Source organism: Nocardia sp. NPDC050697 (assembly GCF_040654395.1).
GTDB lineage: Bacteria > Actinomycetota > Actinomycetes > Mycobacteriales > Mycobacteriaceae > Nocardia.
The window spans coordinates 250823-268678 of the sequence record NZ_JBFAHY010000009.1 but is presented as its reverse complement, the minus strand read 5'-3'; the positions used below and the strand labels follow the sequence as shown (position 1 = coordinate 268678).

At 71.9% G+C, this 17856-nt stretch carries 18 protein-coding genes; 14 read left to right on the top strand and 4 right to left on the bottom strand.

All coding sequences use genetic code 11. The features are described from left to right. Positions 1 to 20 precede the first annotated feature (20 nt). Both AB0H71_RS28330 and AB0H71_RS28325 read left to right on the top strand, forming a co-directional pair. On the top strand, positions 21 to 1433 hold the full coding sequence (locus AB0H71_RS28330) for a cobyrinate a,c-diamide synthase (RefSeq protein ID WP_357026832.1): 1413 nt from the start codon (positions 21 to 23) through the stop codon (positions 1431 to 1433). After that, the gene (locus tag AB0H71_RS28325) at positions 1426 to 1761 is read left to right on the top strand and encodes a cobalamin biosynthesis protein (RefSeq protein ID WP_357026830.1); all 336 of its coding nucleotides are present in this window, start codon (positions 1426 to 1428) and stop codon (positions 1759 to 1761) included. The genes AB0H71_RS28330 and AB0H71_RS28325 overlap by 8 nt, the downstream gene beginning before the upstream one ends. Here AB0H71_RS28325 and AB0H71_RS28320 read toward each other — a convergent pair whose 3' ends face one another. Both AB0H71_RS28320 and AB0H71_RS28315 read right to left on the bottom strand, forming a co-directional pair. Then, positions 1762 to 2874 carry a hypothetical protein gene (locus tag AB0H71_RS28320; protein ID WP_357026828.1) on the bottom strand — a complete coding sequence of 371 codons (1113 nt, stop codon included), beginning with the start codon at positions 2872 to 2874 and terminating at the stop codon, positions 1762 to 1764. It abuts the gene before it with no gap. Between the two features lie 2 nt (positions 2875 to 2876). After that, positions 2877 to 3965 (bottom strand): phosphotransferase family protein, encoded by a 1089-nt coding sequence (locus tag AB0H71_RS28315; RefSeq protein ID WP_357026826.1) that lies wholly within the window; start codon positions 3963 to 3965, stop codon positions 2877 to 2879. Positions 3966 to 4163: 198 nt separating this feature from the next. Here AB0H71_RS28315 and AB0H71_RS28310 point away from each other — a divergent pair, with 198 nt between their 5' ends. After that, positions 4164 to 5438 (top strand): DoxX family protein, encoded by a 1275-nt coding sequence (locus tag AB0H71_RS28310; RefSeq protein ID WP_357026824.1) that lies wholly within the window; start codon positions 4164 to 4166, stop codon positions 5436 to 5438. A 15-nt stretch (positions 5439 to 5453) separates the two neighbouring features. Here the strand turns inward: AB0H71_RS28310 and AB0H71_RS28305 are convergent, their stop codons facing one another. Then, the gene (locus AB0H71_RS28305) at positions 5454 to 6350 is read right to left on the bottom strand and encodes an oxygenase MpaB family protein (RefSeq protein WP_357026822.1); all 897 of its coding nucleotides are present in this window, start codon (positions 6348 to 6350) and stop codon (positions 5454 to 5456) included. Positions 6351 to 6543: 193 nt separating this feature from the next. On the opposite strand from AB0H71_RS28305, the gene AB0H71_RS28300 reads away from it, so the two are divergent. The 11 genes from AB0H71_RS28300 (at position 6544) to AB0H71_RS28250 (ending at position 16599) form a co-directional block, all read left to right on the top strand. Next, positions 6544 to 6768 carry a hypothetical protein gene (locus tag AB0H71_RS28300; protein ID WP_357026936.1) on the top strand — a complete coding sequence of 75 codons (225 nt, stop codon included), beginning with the start codon at positions 6544 to 6546 and terminating at the stop codon, positions 6766 to 6768. Next, the gene (locus AB0H71_RS28295) at positions 6765 to 6974 is read left to right on the top strand and encodes a hypothetical protein (protein WP_357026820.1); all 210 of its coding nucleotides are present in this window, start codon (positions 6765 to 6767) and stop codon (positions 6972 to 6974) included. Before AB0H71_RS28300 ends, AB0H71_RS28295 begins: the two co-directional genes overlap by 4 nt. Before the next feature lie 116 nt (positions 6975 to 7090). Beyond that, positions 7091 to 7945: an ABC transporter permease gene (locus AB0H71_RS28290; protein WP_357026818.1), complete on the top strand. Its 855-nt coding sequence runs from the start codon at positions 7091 to 7093 to the stop codon at positions 7943 to 7945. 1 nt (position 7946) lies between these two features. After that, on the top strand, positions 7947 to 8810 hold the full coding sequence (locus tag AB0H71_RS28285) for an ABC transporter permease (protein ID WP_357026816.1): 864 nt from the start codon (positions 7947 to 7949) through the stop codon (positions 8808 to 8810). Between the two features lie 8 nt (positions 8811 to 8818). Beyond that, positions 8819 to 10435 (top strand): MCE family protein, encoded by a 1617-nt coding sequence (locus AB0H71_RS28280; RefSeq protein ID WP_357026814.1) that lies wholly within the window; start codon positions 8819 to 8821, stop codon positions 10433 to 10435. Further along, a complete protein-coding gene (locus AB0H71_RS28275) occupies positions 10432 to 11454 on the top strand; it encodes an MlaD family protein (protein WP_357026812.1) in 1023 nt (340 codons plus the stop codon). Before AB0H71_RS28280 ends, AB0H71_RS28275 begins: the two co-directional genes overlap by 4 nt. Further along, a complete protein-coding gene (locus tag AB0H71_RS28270; RefSeq protein ID WP_357026810.1) occupies positions 11451 to 12452 on the top strand; it encodes an MCE family protein in 1002 nt (333 codons plus the stop codon). Before AB0H71_RS28275 ends, AB0H71_RS28270 begins: the two co-directional genes overlap by 4 nt. Beyond that, a complete protein-coding gene (locus tag AB0H71_RS28265) occupies positions 12452 to 13561 on the top strand; it encodes an MCE family protein (RefSeq protein WP_357026808.1) in 1110 nt (369 codons plus the stop codon). The genes AB0H71_RS28270 and AB0H71_RS28265 overlap by 1 nt, the downstream gene beginning before the upstream one ends. A gap of 8 nt (positions 13562 to 13569) precedes the next feature. Then, the gene (locus AB0H71_RS28260) at positions 13570 to 14661 is read left to right on the top strand and encodes an MCE family protein (protein WP_357026806.1); all 1092 of its coding nucleotides are present in this window, start codon (positions 13570 to 13572) and stop codon (positions 14659 to 14661) included. After that, positions 14658 to 15839, top strand: a complete 1182-nt coding sequence (locus AB0H71_RS28255; protein WP_357026804.1) for an MCE family protein — start codon at positions 14658 to 14660, stop codon at positions 15837 to 15839. The genes AB0H71_RS28260 and AB0H71_RS28255 overlap by 4 nt, the downstream gene beginning before the upstream one ends. A 13-nt stretch (positions 15840 to 15852) precedes the next feature. Then, a complete protein-coding gene (locus tag AB0H71_RS28250; RefSeq protein WP_357026802.1) occupies positions 15853 to 16599 on the top strand; it encodes a hypothetical protein in 747 nt (248 codons plus the stop codon). Here the strand turns inward: AB0H71_RS28250 and AB0H71_RS28245 are convergent. Further along, positions 16590 to 17831, bottom strand: coding sequence for a TetR/AcrR family transcriptional regulator (locus AB0H71_RS28245; protein WP_357026800.1), 1242 nt, complete (start codon positions 17829 to 17831; stop codon positions 16590 to 16592). The two genes, AB0H71_RS28250 and AB0H71_RS28245, sit on opposite strands and share 10 nt — an antisense overlap. Positions 17832 to 17856 lie beyond the last annotated feature (25 nt).

Genomic DNA, 17856 nt, shown 5'->3' with positions numbered 1-17856 from the left:
GGCCGCCCCTCGGTGCCGCGGTGAGCGGGGTTCCCGCTGTCGTGGTGGCCGCGCCCGCCTCGGGCAGCGGTAAGACCACGCTGGCCACCGGGCTGATCGGGGCGCTGCGGCGGGCCGGGCACCGGGTGGCGCCGTTCAAGGTGGGGCCGGACTACATCGACCCCGGGTACCACGGGCTGGCCGCCGGGCGGCCCGGGCGCAACCTGGACCCGGTGCTGGTCGGGGCCGGTCGGGTGCCCGCGCTGTACCGGCACGGGTCGCGCGGCTGCGACCTGGCCGTGGTCGAGGGCGTCATGGGGCTCTTCGACGGGCGCATCGACGAGGGCGCGGGGCCGATCGCGGAGGGGTCGACGGCGCAGGTCGCCGGGGTACTCGGGGCACCGGTGGTGCTGGTGGTCGACGCCCGCGGGCACAGCCAGTCGCTGGCCGCGCTGCTGCACGGCTTCGCCACCTACGACAGCGGGGTGCGGCTCGGCGGCGTCATTCTCAATCGGGTCGGCAGTGAGCGGCACGAGCAGGTGCTGCGCGCGGCCTGCGAGCGGGTCGGGCTGCCGGTGCTCGGCGCGCTGCCCCGGCTCGCGGAGCTCGAGCTGCCCTCCCGGCACCTCGGGCTCATCCCCGCCGTCGAGCACGGTGCCCCCGCGCACGCCGCGGTCGCGGCCATGACCGAGCTCGTCGCCGCGCACGTCGACCTCGCCGCCGTCGCCGCCCTCGCCGGTGCCACCGTCCCCGGCGCAGCCTGGGACCCGGCCGCCGCCCTGGCCGAAGCGACCGGCACCGCCGGCACCGAGCTCCCGCCGGGGGAGCGGCCCGTGGTGGCCGTGGCCGGTGGCCCCGCCTTCACCTTCGGCTACGCCGAGCACCGCGAACTGCTGGCGGCCGCGGGGGCGCGGGTCGAGGTGTTCGACCCGCTGCACGACCCGCTCCCGCCGGGCACGGCGGGGCTGGTGGTGCCCGGCGGCTTCCCGGAGGAGCACGCCGAGCGGCTGGCGGCGAACACCCCGCTGCTCGGCGAGGTCGCCGCGCTCGCCGCGGCCGGGCTCCCGGTGCACGCGGAGTGCGCCGGGCTGCTCTACCTGGCCCGCTCCCTGGACGGGCACCGCATGGCCGGGGTGATCGACGCCGACGCCGAGTTCGGCCCGCGGCTCACCCTCGGCTACCGCGATGCCGTCGCGCTCGCCGACTCCCCGCTCTGGCGGGCCGGGCAGCGGGTGCGCGGCCACGAATTCCACCGCACCCGGCTACTCCGCACCGGCGCCCCGGTGCGGGCCTGGGGCTGGCGCGGCAGCGACGGCCGCCCGGTCACCGAGGGCGCCGTCACCGGCGCAGTGCACGCCTCCTACCTGCACACCCACCCCGCCGGCGACCCCGCCGCCAGCGCCCGCTTCAGCACCGCCGCGGCGGCCTTCGCCGCCACCCGCATCGGTGCCTGAGCCGCTGACCGTCGGTATCGGGCTCCGGCCCGGAACGCCGGGCGCCGTGATCCTCGCCGCCCTCCGCGCAGTCCTCGGCGATCACGGGATCGCCCGCATCGCCACCCTGGACACCCGCGCGGCGGAGCCCGGCCCGCGGGAAGCGGCCGAGCGGCTCGGCGTCCCGCTCCGCGCCTGCACCGCGGCCGAGCTCGCCGCGGTCGCGGTGCCGAACCCCGGCCGGTACCCGAGCGTGGCCGAGGCCGCCGCCCTGCTCGCCGGCACCGGCCCCCTCGTGGTGCCGAAGACCCCGTACGGCGGCACCGTCACCGTCGCCGCCGCGCACTGACTACGGCGCCACCGACCCCAGATCGGCGAACCCGCTGGGATCGTGCCGCCCGATACTCGCGTGCTCGAACAACCCCCACCCCTCGGCCGCCCCGCACCGCGCCCGCGCCACGAAATCGCTGACGCCCCACGGCGCCCTGGCCACGATCTCCGGGTCGGTGAGGTCGTAGCGGCTGCTGGACGACCACCCCCGCCCCTTCCACTGCCCGTGCTGCCACTCCGGATCACCGCCGTACCCGCAGCCGACGTGCAGCGCGATCCCGGTCCCCACCTCCACCTCGATCGGCAGCGGCTTCCCGTCCGGCGTGGTCAGCTCCAGCAGCGCCCGCACCGGAGACCGTGTCCCGCTGCGGTATTCGACGGTGATGCGCGGCCAGCCGAGCTGCTCGACCCGCCCGCCCGGGAACACCCGCTGCGCGTCGTTCAGCGTGCGCCGCCCGTCCGGCAGCTCCTGCACGATCACCACCACGGCGAACTCCGGAAACCGCAGCGGCACGTAGAGCCACCAGAATCCGCCCGCCGATTCGGTGGCCGCGCGCCCGGCGGGTTCGGTCTCGCCGACCGGCCGGATGCCCCACGAGCGGTCCCTGGTGCCGGTCCACACCGCCGGGTCGACCGCGATCTCGGCGCCGTCCACCGCCAGCGTCCCCGCCCAGCTCCCCACCTGCGCGAAGCGGCTGGCGTCGAGCACCGGCCGCGGCCCGGCCAGCATGAGGTGCGGCTGCTCCTGCACGGCGGGGAAGGCGCCGGTCCAGGTGAGGTCGGCGGCGAGGTCGTCGTGCTCGCAGCGCAGCCGTAGCCGGTGCAGCGGCTCCAGCACCTCCAGCCGGATGCCGCCCGCCCCCTGCTCCAGCGAGCGCGGGCCCATGGCGTCGGAGAACCGCACCGTGCGCTGGGTGTCCCCGCGCCGCACGGTCAGGAACGCGTCCACCACACCGAGATTCGGGTAGGTGCCGAGCCCGGCGACCAGGAAGGTGCCCGCCCGGTCGTGCGCGTTCAGGTAGGAGCGGTCGTAGAAATTGCGGTCGCCGGTGTTCACCCTGGCGATCGGCAGCGGGGTCTGGTGGATGGGGTACTCGTCCAGCGGGCCCGGCGTGGCGGCGTAGTCGGTCACGGTCACTCCCAGCGATAGGTTCCGTCGAGCAGCGCCTCCAGGCTCGCCCGGTGCATGACGTAGTCGTCGCGGTCCTCGGTGTCGGTGTCCTCGCCGAAGTGGATCATCCTGCGCTTGATCCGCGCCATCACGATGGCGTGCCGCAGCGCCGCGTAGACCAGGTAGAAGTCGAGGTCGCGCACGGTGTGGCCGGTGCGGGACTCGTACTGCGCCACCACGTCCGCGCGGCGCAGGAAGTCCGGCAGCCCCGGCTGCTCGAAGCGCTCGGCGATGTCCTGGAAGAAGCGGTGGATGAAGATGACCCAGCCCAGGTCGACCTCGCGCGGCACGATCGCCGCCATCTCCCAGTCGAGCACGGCGAGCGGGCGCCACCCCTCCCAGATGATGTTGCCCGGCCTGGCATCGCCCCAGCAGAGCACCGCGGGGCCGGGGTCGGCGGGCCAGTGCGCGTCCAACCAGTCGAAGGCGCGCTCGATGATCGGGATGCGGTAGCCGTCGCCGGCCAGCGCCCAGTCGTACCAGGCGCGCTGGGCCCGCACGTGCGCGCGCAGCGGCTGGCCGGGGCCGACCGGCAGCCCGAAGCGGGCCTCCGGGTGCGGAATGGCGTGCACATCGGCGATCACCTCGACGGTGGCCCTGCCCACCTCGGCGCGCTGCTCCGGGGTGGCGACGAAGAGCCAGCCGACGAAGACGTACGGCGGGTTGTCCGCCGGGACCAGCCCGTCCACCCGGCGCATGACGAAGAACGGCGAGCCGAGCGGCCCCGCGCTCTCCTCCAGCCACACCAGCGGCGGCACCGGGACCGGGCTCGCCGCGCCCACCTCGGCGATCACCCGGAACTGGGCGGCCAGGTCGTACTCGGGGAAGACCGGGAAGGCGGCGGCCTCCGGCGCCATCCTGGCCACGAACGAGCCGCCCTCGGCGCGGCCGTCGACGGTCCAGTGCGCGTCGAAGAGGATGGTGGTGCTGGACATGCCGCCGGATTCCGGGCGGCCGGTCACGGTCACGGTGGGCGGGTGGTCCGCGCTCACCCGCTCGTCCAGCCACGCCGTCAGCCGCGCGCCGAATCCGTCGAGATCGGCCGCGCTCACGGTCAATCGGTGTCGCTGCGTCGGGTCGGCCTCGTCGCCCATCCCGGTACCTCCTGCTCCCACGCCCCCGGCGGTGAATGTAACGTGTTCTAGTTGTGGCGTAGGGGGAAACGGGCAGAAATATCCGCCCAGCGGGGGAGCCGGAATGGGTGGCTTCCCGGAAGCGCGGCGCCGCCCCGCGGCCCTAGCGTCGGAGCCGTGCAGCAACAGACCACCTGGCATCCGCTGACCCGCATCGCCTTCCGCTTCGGCGTCGTCTACTTCGGCCTCTACCTGCTGCTGTTCGCGCAGATGCTGTACGTCTACGCGGGGATAGCCGCGCAGTGGCTCCCGGACAGCGCGGTGCTCTGGCAGATGCGGCTGGTGCAGGGCCCGGTGGCGTGGACCGGCCGCCACGTCTTCGATGCCGACGCGGTGCTGCGGGACAACGGCAGCGGCGACCAGACCGCCATCTGGGTGCAGCTCTTCCTGCACCTGGTCGTCGCCGCGGCGGCGGCCGCGATCTGGTCGGTGCTCGACCGCCGCCGCCCGGCCTACCCCGTGCTCTTCCGCTGGTTCACCGTGCTGCTGCGGCTGGCACTGGCCGGGCAGCTGCTGCTGTACGGCTTCGCCAAGGCGGTGCCGAACCAGATGCCGTTCCCCGCGCTGACCACGCTCATCACCCCCTACGGCGAGCAGCGGCTGATGGACGTGCTCTGGAACCAGGTCGGCGCCGCCCCGGCGTACGAGATCCTGCTCGGGCTGGCCGAGATCGCCGCCGGGCTGCTGCTGGTGCTGCCGCGCACGGCGACGCTCGGCGCCCTGCTCGGCGCGGTCTGCATGGCCCAGGTCTTCCTGCTCAACCTGACCTTCGACGTCCCGGTCAAGCTGCACTCCTGGCACCTGCTGCTCATCGCCGTCGTGCTGCTGCTCCCGCACCTGCGCGCGCTCGCCGACCTGTTCGTGCTCGGCAGGTCCGGCGACCCGGTGACCCCGCCGCCGCTCCTCGGCTCCCCGCGCGCGAACCGGATCGCGTTCGCGGTTCAGTTGCTGCTCATTGCCTGGCTGATCGCCGGGCAGGTGCAGGTGGCGGCGGACGGGTACCGGGAGTACGGCAACGGCACCCCGCGCCCGGAGCTGTACGGCATCTGGGAGGTCACCGACTTCGAGCTGGCCGGCACCGCGCTACCGCCGCTGCGCACCGACCCGGCGCGCTGGCACCGGCTGGTGATCGACACCGGCGGCGCCGCCTACCAGCGCATGGACGACACCCTGGTGCCGATTGCCGCCGAACTCGAGGCGGGCACCCTGGTGCTGACCGGCCCGGACCCGATCGCCCGCTTCACCGTCGAGCGCCCGGCCGCCGAGCTGCTCACCCTGCGCGGCGAGCTCGGCGGCGCCCCGGCCACGATCGCCCTGCGGCAGCGCGACCCGCACACCTTCCCCATGTACCACCCGCCGTTCCGCTGGGTGATCGACGAGGTGCACCGCTGACCACGGAACGCGCGCTCAGATGAGCGGCTTGTCCCGCCGCATGCGCCGGCGCGCGTCGGCCATCAGCCCCAGGCTGCCGCCGTGCCGCAGCGGCCGCGGGATGAAGCGGTTGACGAACCCGACGAAGACGAAGAGGTGCTCGAAGCGGCGCTGGTCGGCGGCGCTCCAGCGCAGCCCCATCTGCTCGCGGAAGTGCGGCGCGAGGAAGCCGGTGGTGAGGAACTTCAGCAGCCCGCGGAAGGGAATCCGGATGTACCAGTGGATCATCCGCAGGTTCAGCAGCGCGTCCAGGTAGTTGCGCACGTACTCGTCGAGCACCGCGTCCGCGCAGGCGCGCACCCAGTACTCGTCGAAGGCGGCGCGGGTGGGCGGCCACTGGTCCTCGGTGACCTGGAGCGTGGTGCCGAGCGTCGAGGTGGTGGCGTAGAAGGCCTCCCGCTGCTCGTCGTTCATCCGGCCGTTGAGCAGCTGGTAGGTGTCCTCGAAGCCGATGAAGAGGCAGGCCGCGACCCACAGCTGCAGCGTGCGGTCGAAGGCGTTGTACTTGACCGGCGCGCCCGGCTGCGAGCGCACCTGGCGGTGCGCGACGTTGATCGCCTCGCGCAGCGTGTTCCGCTCCTCCTCGGTGCCGAGGATGGCGACCGCGAGGTACTGCGTGGTGGTGCGGGCCCGCTTCCACGGGTGCTTCATCAGCGACCCGGACTCCACCCGGCTCTCCGCGACGCCGTACCCGACGCCCGGGTGCGCCATCTGCATCACCACGTTCGCGGCCGCCCCGGCGAACTGCCAGAAGTCGAGCGCGTCGGTGAGCGCGAGCGGCCGCTTGGTGAACGGGCGGTGCGCGCCGTGGATGGGGATACGCGTCCGCTCCAGCGTGAGCGCGCGGGCGGGCAGCGGTTCAGCGGCGGTCATCGGTCTCCTCGGGGTCGGGTACTACCGTGTATGTTATCGGTGATTCGCACTCCTGAGAAGCCGGATACCCGGCGTTTTAGTGGTGTTTCAGAACTTCGAAGCGGAATAAGTGTCGGGATGTTCTTCACAGATCGGCGAATCCGTGCGTACTATCGCAGCGGTCCGCCGCGGCGGAGAACGGAAGGAGCGGTACGTGCTCGCCAAGCTCGACCGGTTGTTGAGTTACGAGATGAAGGTGTCCGAGTTCATCGGGACGCTGATCATCCTGGGCATCCCCTACGGTGTCGTCGGGGTCGTCTGGAGCATCACCCACACCGCGCACCTGCGGACCATGCACGGCGTCGACGTGATCGTCTCGTTCCTCGGGTCGATCGTGTGCTGGCCGGTGCTGCTCTTCGCGAACGTGACGATGACGTGATGGCGCTGGTCTGGATCATCGACGTCGTCGTGATCCTGCTGAAGATCCTCGGCGGCCGGATCCGGGTGAACCCGGTGCTCCGGTTCGGCCTCTGGCTCGTCGTCCTGATCGGCGCCGCGGCCGCCGTGCTACTGCTCGGCATCCTGCTCGTCCTGCTGCAACGCGGCCTCACCGGGCAGGACCCGCTGCCCCTCCTTCCTCTCTGACAGAGCGAACAACGCGAAACATCCCAGCCCGAGTCTTTCACGTCAACCGGCTGTTTCGACTCCGCATGAGCGGAATCCGTATTAACATCCGCAGGGCTCCGGCAAGAAAGGCCAGCGTGACCATCACCCAGCGACCGGCCGGTCGTACCGATCTGGATCGGGCCTTCGACGACCTGCGCGGGCTGTGGCGCCGCCATCCGCAGCAGGCCCTGGAGACCCTGGGCAGGCAGGTGCTGCTGGGCCGGGACGCGCTGATCGGGCTCTTCGAGGCGATCATCCAGCGCCGCTTCCCGTACCAGGAGTTCATCAAGCAGTGCGCCTTCATGGTCGGCGTCTCCGCGGCGCCGACCGTGCTGGTCGCCATCCCGATCGCGGTGGTGGTCTCGATCCAGGTCGGCGCGCTGGTCAACCAGGTCGGCGCCACCACCTTCATCGGCGCGGTGGCCGGGCTCGGCATCATCCGGCAGGGCGCCCCGCTGGTGACCTCGCTGATGATCGCGGGCGCGGTGGGGTCGTCGATCTGCGCCGACCTCGGCTCGCGCACCATCCGGGAGGAGATCGACGCAATGAAGGTCATGGGCGTCGACCCGGTGCGCAGGCTGGTGGCGCCGCGGCTGGTGGCCGCGATCCTGGTGAGCATCCTGCTCTGCGGCTTCGTGGTCTTCGTCGGCTTCGCGACCGCCTACATGTTCAACGTCTACGCCCAGGACGGCACGCCCGGCTCCTTCATCGGCTCCTTCGCCTCCTTCGCGGTCGCCAACGACCTGATCGTGGCGCTGGTCAAGGCGGCGATCTTCGGGCTGCTCACCGCGATCATCGCCTGCGATATCGGGCTGCACACCAAGGGCGGGCCGGGCGGCGTCGCCAACTCGGTGAACTCCGCGGTGGTCACCTCGGCGCTGATGTTGTTCGCCACCAACGTGATTCTGACGCAGCTGTACAACACGCTTTTTCCCACGAAGGTGATCTGAGATGGGCAGCTCGTACACCCCGCCCGCGCTGCGCCCGCTGCGCCGCACCGGGCAGGCACTCGCCGTGCCCTACCGGGCCAATATGCGGCTCGGGCACCACGCGGTCACCTTCTTCGAGGCGCTGGCGGCGATCCCGTTCGTGCTGCGGCACTACCGCAAGGAGGTGCTCCGGCTCACCGCCGACGTGGGCTGGGGCAACGGCTCGCTGGTGGTCGGCGGCGGCACCGTCGGGGTGGTGATCATCCTCTGCGCCTTCGGCGGGCTGACCGTCGGCATGGAGTCGTACAACGCGCTGAACCTGCTCACCATGGGCCCGCTCACCGGTGCGATCTCCGGCTTCGCCACCACCCGCGAGCTGGCGCCGATCCTGGCGACGCTGGCCTTCGCCATCCAGGCCGGCTGCCGGTTCACCGCGCAGCTCGGCTCCATGCGCATCTCCGAGGAGATCGACGCGCTGGAATCCATCGCCATCCGGCCGCTGCCGTACCTGGTGACCACCCGGATGATCGCGGCGACGGTGACCATCGTCCCGCTCTACACCGTGGGGCTGGCCACCGCGTACCTGGCGACCAAGCTCTCCGTGCTGTTCCTCGGCGGCACCTCGGCGGGCACCTACGACCACTACTTCTTCCAGTTCCTGATCGGAACCGACGTCTTCTTCTCGGTGCTCAAGGTGGTGATCTTCGTGCTCATCGCGACCTTCGTGCAGTGCTACTACGGCTACACCGCCACCGGCGGCCCGGAGGGCGTCGGGGTGGCGGCCGGGCAGGCGATCAAGATGGTGATCGTTCTCATGGTGTTCGCGAATCTTGTTCTGACATTGGCGATCTGGGGCATCGACCCCGGTTTCCGGATCTCCGGGTAGGGGGGACGATGCTGCTCGATCCCAGCGGCCGCGGCCCCACCGCCGCCAAGCTCTCGATCGCCGGGCTGGCCATGACGCTGGCCGTGCTGCTCGTGCTGGCGCTGCTCGCGCTGCGCTACGAGGGCTACTTCGAGAAGAAGGTGCCGGTCACCGCGATGCTCACCAGCACAGGCGACGGGCTGCCCGCGCGCGCCGACGTGAAGTTCCGCGGCATGGTGGTCGGCACCGTCGACGCCGTCCAGGTGGTGGCGCGCGGGCAGAGCCAGCAGGCCCAGATCCACCTGAAGCCGGAGATCGCGGGCACCATCCCGGCCGACGTCACCGCGCGGGTGATCCCGAACAACCTCTTCGGCGTCACCGCCATCGAACTGGTCGACCAGGGCGGCAGCAGCGAGGGGCTGCGCTCCGGCGCCGTCATCCCGGAGGACACCGGCGAGGCGACCGTGCAGCTGCAGACCACGCTCACCGTGCTGCGCGACGTGCTGGAGAACATCCAGCCGGAGAAGCTGGGCCGGGTGCTGGCCACGCTCTCCGCCGCGCTCGACCCCGGCGCCCGCGCCCCCGGCTCCACCATCGAGCGGCTGGACCGCTGGATGACCGAGGTGCACGCCATCCCGGAGATCGGCGCGCTGCTCGGCGATCTGGGCCGGGCCACCACCGAGCTGAGCAAGTCGGCGCCGGAGCTGGTCGGCGTGCTCGCCGAATCGGTGACCACCGCGCGCACCCTCACCGAGCGCCGGGAGGGGCTGGTGAACCTGCTGGCCACCGCGGGCGGCGCGGTGGACTCGGTGAACGAGCTCTTCGCCGCCAACCCGGACTCCGCCAAGGAGCTGGTCCCCGGACTCTCCGCGCTGTTCGGCAGCCTGGCCGGCGACGCCGACACCATCCCGCTCGCCGTGCACAACCTGAACTACGCGCTACAGCAGCTGGAGGGGGTGTTCAGCTTCGGGCCGAGCAAGCAGATGGTCTGGAAGATGGACGTCAGCTTCACGCCGTTCCAGCAGTACACCGCCGCCGACTGCCCGCGCTACGGCGAGCTCGCCGGGCCGCGCTGCGGCGGGCCGACGGTCCCCGAGGTCGCGCCGGAGCAGGAGTACCCGGCCGCCATGCTGCCGCGCTGGCTCGATGCCGCAGGGCCGCCCCCGGTCACCGCGCCCGCCGTCCCCGCCGCACCGGCCGCGCAGCCGCTGATCCCGGGGCTGCCCGCGATCCCCGGGCTGCCGTCCATCCCCGGCCTCTTCGGGTTCCCCGGGGGTCCGACGCCCGGCGCCGCGGTGCCGGGCACCGTCCCCGGCGTGGCACCGGCGCCTTCCGCCACCGACGGCCTGACGCCCGGCGCCGAGCGGCCCGGCGCCACCGGGACCGGTGGGCCGGGTGCAGGGTCGCCCGACGGCGCGGCGCCCGACGGTCAGGGCTTCGGCCCGGCAGCGGATCGGCCCGCCGCGACGGTCCCCGGCGCACCGGGGACGGCCAAGCCGGTCGCCGCGACCGGCCCCCTGCGCCTGCGCGGCGTCGCCGCGGTCGCCGCGCTCACCGGCGGCAAACCCACTGCCGCGCAACTCCTCCTGCTCACCCCGCTGCTGGCCGGCGGCTCCCTGGAGATCACCGACGGAGGTGCGGCGTGAAGTCCGCCCGGGCCCTGGCCACCTTCAGCCTGTTCGCGGTGCTCGCCACCGTGCTCACCTACACCATCTGGTCGACGCTGCAGCGCTCGGTCTCCGGCGACACCGACGGCTACTCGGCGGTCTTCACCGACGTGCTCGGTGTGCGGGTCGGCGACGACGTGCGGATGGCGGGCGTGCGGGTCGGCCGGGTCGACGAGATCGACTTCGTGGACGGCTACCACGCCAAGATCGACTTCAGCATCCAGGACCGCCAGCACCTCACCACCACCACGAAGGCGCTGGTCCGCTACCAGAACCTGATCGGCCAGCGCTATATCGCGCTCATGCCGGGCACGGAGGCGGGCACCGAGCTGAAGCCGGGCGGCACCATCCCGCTGGAGCACACCGAGCCCTCGTTCGACGTCTCGGCGCTGCTCTCCGGCTTCGAGCCGCTCTTCCAGGTGCTGCAGCCGGACCAGGTGAACTCGCTCTCGGAGACGCTGATCCAGGCGCTGCAGGGCGACGGGGTCTCGCTGAGCGCGCTGGTCACCCAGGCCGCCGAGCTGGCGAGCACCTTCGGCGAGCGCGATGAGCTGCTCGGCGCGGTGATCGGCAACCTGAGCAGCGTGATGGCCGGGCTGGCCAACCGCACCGACGAGCTGGAGACGCTGATCACCCAGGCGAGGGCGCTGATGGACGCGCTCTACGAGCAGGGCGAGAACCTGAAGAGCTCGGTCGACCAGGTCGCCCGCTCCACCGACTCGCTGGTGAACCTGGTCGGCATGGTGCAGCCGGATCTGGCCCGCGCCCAGGACACCGCCACCACCGGCGTCGCGCTGCTGCTGCTCAACGGCGCCTCGCTGGACCGGGCCGCGGTCGAGCTGCCCGACTTCCTGAACGGCCTCGCGCGCTTCTCCGGCTACGGCGCCTACGGCAATGCCTACATCTGCCGCCTCGACGTCTCGCTCTGGGGCGTGCTGCTCCCGCCGGGGCTGGTCTCGCAGGTCGGCGGCGACTCACAATCGGAGGTGTGCCGATGAGGCTGCCGCGTTATCGGGACAACCGCTTCCTCTGGCTCGGCTTCGCCGCGGCCGCGGCGGTGGTGCTGCTGCTGGTCGGCTCCAGCGTGATCTCCCGGGCCCAGCTGGGCAGCAAGACCGTCGAGGTGGAGTTCGCCCAGGCCGCCGGGTTGCGTCCCGGCGCGACCGTCGACATCTCCGGCATCGAGGTCGGCGAGGTGCAGAAGGTCGAGCTGGAGGGGCAGAAGGTGGTCGCGGTGCTGCGCGTGCGCCGCGATATCGAGCTCGGCGCGGACGCGCACGCCACCATCGAGATGTCCACCATCCTCGGCAGGCTGCACATCGACCTGACGCCGGGCGACGGCAAGGGGCTGCCCGGCGACCGGATTCCGCTGAGCAACACCGCCGTGCCCTACAACCTGGCCAAGGTGATCCAGGACTCCCGCTACACCGCCTCCTTCGAGCGGATCGAGCGGATCGACCCGGGCAAGCTGCGCGAGGCGCTCGATCTGCTGACCCAGCAGATGGGGGAGTCGCCGCAGCTCACCGTGGCCGCGCTGGACAGCATCGGCTCGCTGGCCCGGGTGGTGAACAACCGCCGCGACGAGGTGGACACCCTGCTGAAGAGCATGGACCAGGTCTCGCAGCTGGTGGCCGACAACCGGAACAGCGTGCTGGTGCTGCTCACCCGCGGTGAGGCCATCGGCAACGCGGTGGCGCTGCGGCAGGACCTGCTGCGGCAACTACTCGACAACGTGGCGGCGCTCTCCGCGCTGCTGCAGGAGATGGGTGTGGAGAACAACGGCCAGTTCGGCCCGCTGATCGAGAACCTGAACACGATGACCGAGGGGCTGGAGAAGAACCGGGACAACCTGGACCGGCTCTACGAGATCATGCCGGTGGCGCTGCGCCAGTTCAACAATGTGGTCGGCAACGGGCCCTACGGCGACGTCTGGGCGCCGTGGCTGCTGCCGGACAACTGGCTCTGCTCCGCCCAGCTCGCACCGGGGTGCAACTGATGAAGAACACCGCGCACAGGCGCTTCGCCAGGTTCGCCGCGCTGGCCGTCGCCGCGCTCACCGCCGCGGGCTGCTCGCTGCTGCCGGACACCGTGAGCCGGCTGCCGGGGCAGTACCTCGGCGAACGCATCAAGGTCAGCGCCGATTTCGAGAGCGTGGCCGGGCTGTACGCCGGCAACGAGGTCGCGGTGCTCGGCGTCCCGGTCGGGCAGGTCGACACCGTCACCCCGCGCGGCTCCTACGTCGAGGTCACCATGTCGCTGGACGCCGGGGTGCAGGTGCCCGCCGACGCCATGGCGGCGCTCATCTCGCCGCAGCTCATCACCAACCGGCACGTCGAGCTGGCCCCCGCCTACAGCGGGGACGGCCCGACGCTGGCCGACGGCGACCACATCCCGATGGCCCGCACCAGGGTCCCGGTGGAGCTGGACCGCATCCTGGAGAACTTCGACCAGCTCGGCGCCGCGCTCAAGGGCGACAGCGAGGACGGCCCGCTGGCAAGCCGGGTGCTCTTCCCGCTGCTCGAGGGCAACGGCGACCGGCTCGCCGACACCCTCGAACAGCTCAGCTCGGCCTTCGAGGTGACGCTGGCCAACAAGGACCAGATCGCCACCACCATCGCCAAGCTGCAGGAGATCACCCAGGTGATCGCCGACAACGACTCCACCGTGCGGGATTTCAGCGGCAGGCTCACCGAGCTGGTCGCGCTGCTCGGCGAGCAGGCACCCGGGTTGCAGGCGGTGCTCACCCAGCTGAACGACTTCGTCACCAACACCGCGACGGTGGTGGGCGACAACCGGGATCAGCTGGCCGGGGCGATCACCCGCTTCGTCGAGATCGCCGCCCAGATGCGGGCCAATGCCCGCGGGCTGACCGAGATCGTCGACGTGACCCCGCTGACCTTCCAGAACATCTCCAACACGGTGAGCCGGGAGCACCGCGCGCTGCGGCTGCACGGCCTGCTGGACAAGGCGGCGCTCGACAGCGAGCAGCTCAGCCTCTTCTGCGAGCGGATCCAGATGCGGCTCGACGGCTGCCGCACCGGCAAACTCCAGGACATGGGGCCCGACTTCGGGCTCACCGCCGCGCTGCTGGGACTGACGAAATGAGGCGGGCCATGCTCCGCGCCGCCGCCGGCGCCACCGCGCTGAGCTTCGTGCTCACCGGCTGCTCGATCACCGTGGACGACGTCCCGATGCCGGAGCCCGGCATCGGCGGCCCCGGCTACACCATCCGCGCCGCCTTCCGGGACGCGCTGAACCTGCCGAACCGCGCGCACGTGCGGATCGGCGGCACCGATATCGGCGTCGTCAGCGCCATCCAGACCACGAACTTCGTGGCCGAGGTGACGATGGAGATCCGCGAGGACATCAAGCTGCCCGCGGGCACCACCGCGGAGCTGCGCCAGTCCACCCCGCTCGGCGACATCTACGTCGCCATGACGCTGCCCGCCGCGGCCAGCGGCGCCGGGCTGCTGGAGGCGGGCGACATCATCCCGGTGGAGCGCACCGCGGCAGGCGCCTCGGTGGAGGAGCTCATGCTCTCGGTGGCCATGCTGCTCAACGGCGGCGGGCTGAACCAGGCCGCGGAGATCACCGCCCAGATGAACTCCATGTTCGGCGGGCGCGCGCCGCAGCTGGCGCACCTGATCACCGAGATGACCGCGGTGATCGCGGCGCTGAACGCCCGCACCGGCGATATCGACGGGCTGCTCAACGGCGTCAACGCGCTCATGGGCGAGCTGGCCGCGCGCAAGGCCGAGCTCGGCCAGGCCGCGGACACCTTCCCCGACCTGCTCGGCCTGGTCGCCGAGAACAACAGGGACATCACCGGGCTGATCGACAAGGTCGCGGTGACCATGGCCGCGCTCGGCGACTTCTCGCAGACCAGCGGGCAGGATTTCGTCAGCCTCTTCGACAGCATCCAGCGGCTCATGACCGGCTTCACCCAGACCGGGGACGAGCTGAACCAGATGCTGGAGGGGCTGCACACCATCTACCCCTCGCTGATGACCTCGATCGAGGGGCCGACGCTCGCGGTCGCCGCCACCGTCTCCTACCTCAGCCTGGGCGCGCTCACCGACCCCACCGGCAGCAGGCTGCCGGACGGCACCGACATCCCCGCCTTCATCGGCAGCCTCACCCAGGTGCTGGAGAAGGTCATGGGCAGGCTGAACGGGCTGCCCGCGCCGCAGGAGGGCCCGCGATGAACATCCCGCTGTGGAACTGGCTGGTCCGCAATCGGATCGCCATCGCCAACCTCGGGCTGGTGCTGGTGCTGATCTTCGGCAGCGGCTACCTGGCGATCGCCATCATGCGGCTGGACCTGCTGCCCGCCCGCACCTACGCGGTCACCGTGCAGCTGCGCAACTCCGGCGGGCTGGCGGCGAACAACGACGTCACCTTCCGCGGCAGCCGGATCGGCAAGGTCACCGAGGTCAAGGTCGCCGGGGACGGGGTCGCCGCGGTGGCCGAGATCCAGTCCGGGGTGCGGATCCCGGTGGGCGGCACCGTCGCGGTGGGGCGGCTCTCCGCCGCCGGCGAGCAGTACCTGGACTTCCGCCCGGACACCGAGGGCGGGCCGTACCTCGGCGACGGCGCGCTGGTCGACGTCTCCCGCACCGACACCCCGGTGCCGGTGCAGTCGCTGCTGGTGAACCTGAGCGGGCTGATCGGCAGCCTGAACCCGGAGCGGCTCACGGTGATCGTGGACGAGCTGGACAAGGCGCTGCGCGGCGGCCCGGATCGGCTGCGCAACATGGTCTCCGGGATCAGCCAGGCGCTGGCCGGGCTGGACGGCATGCTGCCGCAGACCCAGCAGCTCATCCGCAACCTCGCGGTGATCGCCGACACCACCTCGCTGGCCCAGCCCGACCTCACCACCCTGACCACCGGCGCCGGCGCGCTCTTCCGCCAGCTCACCGCCGCCGACCAGGAGGTGAAGGACTTCCTCGACCTCGCGCCCGGGCAGCTCGCCACGCTCGGCGGGTTCATCGAGGAGACCCAGGACCCGATCACCAACCTGGTGACCAACTTCGTCGCCATCACCAGGGCCGCCAAGCTGCGCGCCCCCGCCATCGCCGCGCTCTTCCCCGCGCTCCGCGAAGGCAGTGAAGCGCTCGGCATTCCGGCGCACGACGGCGCCTTCCACACCCTGGTCGACCCGTGGCCGCGCCCCACCTGCGACTACGACACCATCCCGGTGGTGCCCACGCTGACCTCCACCGACACCAGGGTCCGGCTCTACAACTACTGTGTCACCAGCAACCCCGCGCTGCAGGTGCGCGGTTCGGCCAACGCGCCGCGCCCCAACGTCCCGGACAACGGCTCCGGCCCGCCGCCCGGCGTCACCGGCGACGAACTCTCCCGACCCATCCCCGGCAGATAGGACTCTCCCGCTCATGAGCGACCCGACCGACAAGGACGCCGTCCCCGCCGAAGGCGCTAACTCGGCCGCCGCCGAGGAGAAGCCGGCCCCTTCCGAAGTGCCCGCTGCCGCGCAGAAGCCGGCCGCCTCTGAGACTCCGCGCGCCGTCGCGTCGCCGACGGCAGGCGCAGCCGCCGGAGGCGACGCGACGCGCGCGAAAACCTCTACTGCCGAGGCCGAAGGCGAGTCGTCCACGACGGCGGGCGAGCCCGGGCGCAAACTCTCCCGCCCGGTAATCGCCCTCGCGGCGGCCGCGGTACTCCTGGTCGCCGCCATCGCCACGAGCATCACCCTGTTCATCCAGAACAGCAACCACACCGCCCTGGAGGACGCCAGGGCGGAGGCGCAAGCAGCCGCCTGCACCTACGCCCCGGTCCTCGCGGAGTACGACGCCAAGAACCTGGACGCCTACTTCCAAGGCGTCCTGGACGGCGCCACCGGCGACTGGAAGCAGCAGTTCGCCGACACCAGCAAGGAACTCCGCGACGTCCTCTCCAAGGGCGAGGTCATCTCCAAGGCCGACGACGTCCAGTGCGCCATCAAGTCCGCCGACGAGACTTCGGCCGAGGCGATCGTGGTGATCGGCCAGACCATCACCTCACTCGGCACCCAGGGCAAACCGGCCCCCGGGCAACTGTCGATGGTCATGCGGCTGCAGAAGATCGACGGCCGCTGGCTGGTGAACAACGTCAACTCCCCGCTGGCGCCGAATCAACCCTGATCGGCCGCCGACCCGAGCAGGATCACCCGCATCAGGTGCACCACCCGTGCCCTGGTGCACTCCGGGTGCTCCGGCCCCATCCACTGCCCGAGGTCGACCACCAGCGCCAGCGCCGCGTGCACCAGCACCCTGGCCTGCGCCGCGCTCAACCCGGAGCGCACCGCCGTCACCAGCTTGGCCCACTCCTCGACATTGAGCCGCTGGATATTGCGCAGCGTGGTGCGGTCGGCCGCGGGCACGTTCCCGATCTCGGCGTAGTAGACGAAGGTCAGCTCACGCTCGGCGAACGACCCGTCCACATACAGCTCGATCAGCCGGGTGAGCGCCGCCCCCGGCCCGTCGGTGCCCGCGATGGCGGGCCCGATGGCCGCCGACACCCGGTCCGCCGCGCGCCGGAAGGCGGCGGCGAGCAGATCGCCCTTGCTGCGGTAGAAGCGGTACACCGCCGAGGAGGCGGGCAGCCCGGAGGCCGCCGCGATGTCCTCCACGCTCACCCCGGGGTACCCGCGCACGTGGAACAGCTCCACCGCCTTCTGCAGCACCACCTCGTGGGTGAAGGTGGCGGCGGGCGGCGGCGGCGTGCGCTCCTCGGCGGTCGCCGCGGGCAGCGTGCACCCGGCGATGTCCCGGCAGGCGCCGGCCAGTAGCGCGGTGAGCGGCCGGGTCGGCACCGCCACCCGGTGGTCGGAGATACTGCCGATCACGCTCATCACCGCGCCGGTGAGCACCGCCCGCTCGGCGACCGCCAGCCCGGGCCGCAGCTCCGCGATCCGCTCCCGGATGGCGGAATCGGTCGCCGCCATCTGCGCGACCAGCGTGCGCCGGTCCTCCTCCTCCAGGTAGCGGTGCTGCCAGCGCAGCAGCGCCCCGCGCCGCCGGTTGGTGATGGAGACCGCGAGCAGCGCCTCGAACACGTGCGCGCAGCGCTGCTCCGCGTCCCAGTCCACCGCCTCCGGCGGCAGCCGCACCGCCTCCTCGCTGATCCCGCTGAGCCGCAGCGCCTCCTGCCGGAAGAGCGCGTACTTGCTCGGGTAGTGCCGGTAGAGCGCGGTGGAGGTGATGTCCAGCCGGGTCGCGATCTCCTCCATGCTCACACCGTGGTAGCCGTGCGCGCCGAACGCCTCGGCGGAGACGTTCGCGATCTGTGCCCGGCGATCCGCGGGCCTGCGCCGCACCGGCCGGTCCACCGGTGCCTCCCCCGCTCGCGTCGAGCGCCGGTTACCAGCAGCCATATCGGCGAGACTATCCGAGAACGGG

What these genes read in the sequence shown, in the direction of transcription:
- AB0H71_RS28305 (WP_357026822.1), bottom strand. Translation starts at nt 6,350, where the DNA reads ATGACCGCCGCTGAACCGCTGCCCGCCCGCGCGCTCACGCTGGAGCGG.
- AB0H71_RS28285 (WP_357026816.1), top strand. Translation starts at nt 7,947, where the DNA reads ATGGGCAGCTCGTACACCCCGCCCGCGCTGCGCCCGCTGCGCCGCACC.
- AB0H71_RS28280 (WP_357026814.1), top strand. Translation starts at nt 8,819, where the DNA reads ATGCTGCTCGATCCCAGCGGCCGCGGCCCCACCGCCGCCAAGCTCTCG.
- AB0H71_RS28270 (WP_357026810.1), top strand. Translation starts at nt 11,451, where the DNA reads ATGAGGCTGCCGCGTTATCGGGACAACCGCTTCCTCTGGCTCGGCTTC.
- AB0H71_RS28265 (WP_357026808.1), top strand. Translation starts at nt 12,452, where the DNA reads ATGAAGAACACCGCGCACAGGCGCTTCGCCAGGTTCGCCGCGCTGGCC.
- AB0H71_RS28260 (WP_357026806.1), top strand. Translation starts at nt 13,570, where the DNA reads ATGCTCCGCGCCGCCGCCGGCGCCACCGCGCTGAGCTTCGTGCTCACC.
- AB0H71_RS28255 (WP_357026804.1), top strand. Translation starts at nt 14,658, where the DNA reads ATGAACATCCCGCTGTGGAACTGGCTGGTCCGCAATCGGATCGCCATC.
- AB0H71_RS28250 (WP_357026802.1), top strand. Translation starts at nt 15,853, where the DNA reads ATGAGCGACCCGACCGACAAGGACGCCGTCCCCGCCGAAGGCGCTAAC.
- AB0H71_RS28245 (WP_357026800.1), bottom strand. Translation starts at nt 17,831, where the DNA reads ATGGCTGCTGGTAACCGGCGCTCGACGCGAGCGGGGGAGGCACCGGTG.